This window comes from Halomonas sp. (genome assembly GCF_031581305.1).
Classification (GTDB): Bacteria; Pseudomonadota; Gammaproteobacteria; order Pseudomonadales; family Halomonadaceae; genus Halomonas.
In genome coordinates this window covers 1-3,736 of record NZ_JAVLBC010000260.1, presented here as the reverse complement: position 1 = coordinate 3,736, position 3,736 = coordinate 1, and the positions used below count along the sequence as shown (strand labels likewise).

3 protein-coding genes and 1 pseudogene are annotated in these 3,736 nt (G+C 66.8%); 3 read left to right on the top strand and 1 reads right to left on the bottom strand.

The features are described 5' to 3' along the window. The 3 genes and pseudogenes from RI841_RS15345 to RI841_RS15335 all read left to right on the top strand — a co-directional run. Positions 1-378, top strand: a pseudogene (locus tag RI841_RS15345) (class II histone deacetylase); the annotation flags it as partial. 45 nt (positions 379-423) lie between these two features. Beyond that, on the top strand, positions 424-1,392 hold the full coding sequence (locus RI841_RS15340; protein WP_310706500.1) for a branched-chain amino acid transaminase: 969 nt from the start codon (positions 424-426) through the stop codon (positions 1,390-1,392). An 82-nt stretch (positions 1,393-1,474) separates the two neighbouring features. Next, positions 1,475-2,494 (top strand): DUF4105 domain-containing protein, encoded by a 1,020-nt coding sequence (locus tag RI841_RS15335; protein ID WP_310706499.1) that lies wholly within the window; start codon positions 1,475-1,477, stop codon positions 2,492-2,494. A gap of 388 nt (positions 2,495-2,882) precedes the next feature. Here the strand turns inward: RI841_RS15335 and RI841_RS15330 are convergent, their stop codons facing one another. Further along, entirely contained in the window at positions 2,883-3,629 is a 747-nt protein-coding gene (locus tag RI841_RS15330) for an RNA methyltransferase (RefSeq protein ID WP_310706498.1), read from the bottom strand. Between the last annotated feature and the right edge of the window lie 107 nt (positions 3,630-3,736).

The following is a 3,736-nucleotide window of genomic DNA, read 5'->3' as shown; positions in this document are numbered from 1 at the left end:
CTGGTGCTGCCGGCGATCGAGGCCTTCGCGCCCGACCTGATCGTGGTGGCCTGCGGCTATGACGCCTGCGCCAAGGACCCGCTGGGCAAGATGCTGCTCAACAGCACGGCCTTCGCGCGCATGACCCGCCAGGTCCGCGAGCTGGCCGAGCGCCGCTGCCACGGCCGACTGGTGATGGTCCACGAAGGGGGGTATTCGGAAGGGTATGTCCCGCTGTGCGGTCACGCGGTCGTCCAGGTCCTGGCCGACAGTGACATCACCGTGCCCGATCCCCAGGACGAGGAGATCGCCGCCTGGCCCTACCAGGCCCTGCAGCCCCATCAGCGCGAGCTGATCGACGGCTGGCGCGCGGCCTGGGCCGCGGCCGGCCGTCTCTGAGCCCGTTTTCGATGACCGATTCTTTCACGACAGGAACTCAGGCCCATGACACCGCTCCATGACCGCGACGGCTGGCTCTGGCACGACGGCGAGTGGCTGCCCTGGCGAGACGCCCGCACCCATATGCTGACCCATACCCTGCACTACGGCATGGGCTGTTTCGAGGGCGTGCGTGCCTACGAGGGCGCGCGTGGCACGCACCTGTTTCGGGTGGCGGAGCACACGCGTCGGCTGCTGGATAGCGCCCATGCCCTCGATATACCGTTACCTTTTGATGATGAAACATTGATTCAGGCCCAGCGTCAGTGCCTGGTGCACAATGGCCTGACCAACGCCTATCTCAAGCCGACGGTCTACTTCGGTGCCGAGGGCCTGGGGCTCAGAGCGAAGGGGCTCACCACGCATGTGATGATCGCCGCCTGGGACCTGGGCGATTACATCTCGGCACAGGCGGCGTCGATCGGCCTGCGCGCCCTGACCTCCTCCTGGGCGCGCCACCATGTCAACATCAGCCTCTGCCGGGCCAAGACCAACGGCCATTACGTCAACTCGATGCTGGCGCTCAATACCGCCGTCAAGGCGGGCTTCGACGAGACGATCATGCTCGACCCGGAGGGCTACGTCGCCGAGGCCTCGGCGGCCAATGTCTTCCTGCTGCGCGACGGCGTGCTGCATACCCCGGAGGTGACTTCCTGCCTGCAGGGCATCACCCGCGACAGCGTGATCCGCCTGGCCCGCCAGGTGCTGGGCATCGAGGTCCGCGAACGGCGCATCACCCGAGATGAGCTCTATACCGCCGACGAGGCCTTCATCACCGGCACCGCGGCCGAGCTGTTGCCCTTGCGCGAGCTCGATGGTCGGCACATCGGCGCCCGGGCCGGGGCGCCGCCGCCCGACAAGCCTATCGCCGAGTCGTCGTTGACCGCCCGGCTGCAGCGGCTCTATCACCGGGTCACCCGTGGTGCGCTCGGCGACGACCTGCAGGGCTTCGCCGGCTGGCTGACCGGCGTCTGAGCTTTCGGCCGTTCAGGTTGACATCCGGCCCTGCCGGTCGTGGTAGCTTCGCGTTATTTGCCTCGCGAGGACGACGATGATCATGGCCCTGCTGGATGGCATCCTGCGCCTGGTGCTGCTGCTCGCCACTCTCTGGGGAGCACTGGCCCTGGGGTATCGCGCGGCGCTTCCACCATGCGGTCGCTGGCTGGTGGTGGGGCTCTGGTTGCTGTCAGGTGTCGCCTGGCTATGGCTGGCCTGGCAGGGCGCCCGGCTGGGGCCGCTTGCCGCCATGACGATGCAGATGATGGCGCTGCTGGGCTGGTGGCGCAGCCTGCGGCCGGCCGCGGATCTGGACTGGGCCGACGACGTTGCCTATCTGGCCACGGGAGACGTCGAAGGGCACCGGCTGACCCTCCATCACGTGCGCCACTTCGACTGGCACACACCTCATGAGGCCAGCGGGGGCTGGGAGCGCCGGACCTACGACCTGCGTCGCCTTCAGTCGGTGGATCTGTTTGTCTCGAACTGGGGTCGGCCGGGTATCGCCCACGTGCTGGTCTCCTTCGGCTTTTCCGCTGGGGGGGCGGCCGAGGAGGACTTCGTGGCCTTCTCGGTGGAGGTGCGGCGCGAGCGCCATGAGCGCTTCTCGGAGATCGGCGGCTTCTTCAAGCAGTACGAGCTGGCGATCATCGCCGCCGACGAGCGCGACGCCGTGCGCCTGCGCAGCAACGTGCGGGGCGAGCGGGTCACCCTCTACCATGTCACCCTTGCGCCCGAGGCTCGTCGCGATCTGCTGCTGGCCCTGGTGGCAGCGGCCAACGACCTGGCCTGCGAGCCGCGGTTCTACCACACCATCACTGCCAACTGCACGACCCTGATGTTCGCCATGATGCGGCGGATTGTCGAGGGGCTGCCGATGGACCACCGCCTGCTGCTCAGCGGCCTGCTGCCGGGCTACATCCATGACCATGGGGGGCTGGTCCCCGGCTACTCCCTGCACGAGCTGCGTCGGCGGGGGGATATTACCCAGCGCGCCCGGGAGGCCCATGATGCCTACGACTTCTCCCGCCGGATACGCGAGGGCATTCCCGGCTGGGCATCCCCGGAACGTCGCCCATGAAAAACGCCACGACGCGGGGGTCGTGGCGGCATGTCTCTCCTCCCTGGACATCGTCCCGATGCCATTTTCCCTCTGGGGGCCTCCTGCCCCCTCGCGTCCCTGGCGACTTGCATGGCAGTGTCCCTTGCCTGTCCCCGATGTTATCGCCGATTTCCATGACAACCGCGTGATGGTCAAGTGACGGTGGCATGACATCGCGAGGGCGTGCCGGTAGTTCATCCCGCCTTCTGGGAGAACCCTGCGCCGTTTCGTCTCAATCCAACTCCTTGTTCGGGAAGGCTGTGATGAATGCAGTAATCATGGCGGTGCTGGTGATGGTGGGCCGGTCGCTGGCATGGGTCTCGATGGTCTTCGCGCTGTATGCGCATGATGGCGCTGTTCGGCTTCCTCATCGCTCATGCCTCGTCTCGGGCAGGTGGTTCTCCAGGGAGGCCAGCAGACCGCGCAGCAGCGAGAGTTCCTTGCGATTCGGTCGGGCGCGAGCGAACAGGGCCTCGAGCTGGGCCTCGGTGCGGGCATGGGGCTGGTTGATAAAGCCGCTGCGCTGCATGACCCGTGAGAGATGGGCCTGGAAATGGCCGAGCTGCTCGCGTGAGGGCTGGCGCTCCTGCGTCGGCCGCGGTGAGCGGTAACCGCTGTCGGGACGACGCCGCCAGGCGGTGAAGAGCTCGTGGGCGAGGACCTGCACTGCCTGGGAGAGATTGAGGATGCCGTAGTCGGGATTGGCGGGGATGCTCACCTGATGACTGCAGCAGCGGATCTCGTCGTTGGTCAGGCCGTAGCGCTCACGACCGAACACCAGCGCCACCGGATCATGGCTGGCCTCGTCCACCAGCTCCCGGGCCATCTCGTCCGGCTCGTCGAAGTGGGGGAGGGGGAGGCTGCGCAGCCGGGCACTGGCGCCCACCACCTGGACGCAATCCGAAACCGCCTCCTCGAGCGAGCCGACCACTTGGGCCCCCTCCACCAGGTCTTCGGCCCCCGCGGCCAGTCGCGAGGCCTCCGGGTCGGGGAACTGCCGGGGATTGACCAGCACCAGGTTGGTCAGGCCCATGGTCTTCATGGCTCGGGCCGAGGCGCCGATATTGCCGGGGTGGTAGGTCTGGACGAGGACGATGCGGATGTTCGATAGCATGGGCAGGATCGGTGCTAAGTGAGAACCATGGTGCATTGACCGTGAGAAAAGCTGTAAGCCGTAAGCTTTAAGCTTCAAGAACCCCCAGGGGGCCAAGGATCTTACGG

Bases quoted from the DNA above. Each gene is read 5' to 3' on its own strand.
- RI841_RS15335 (WP_310706499.1), top strand. From the start codon at position 1,475: ATGGCCCTGCTGGATGGCATCCTGCGCCTGGTGCTGCTGCTCGCCACT.
- RI841_RS15340 (WP_310706500.1), top strand. From the start codon at position 424: ATGACACCGCTCCATGACCGCGACGGCTGGCTCTGGCACGACGGCGAG.
- RI841_RS15330 (WP_310706498.1), bottom strand. From the start codon at position 3,629: ATGCTATCGAACATCCGCATCGTCCTCGTCCAGACCTACCACCCCGGC.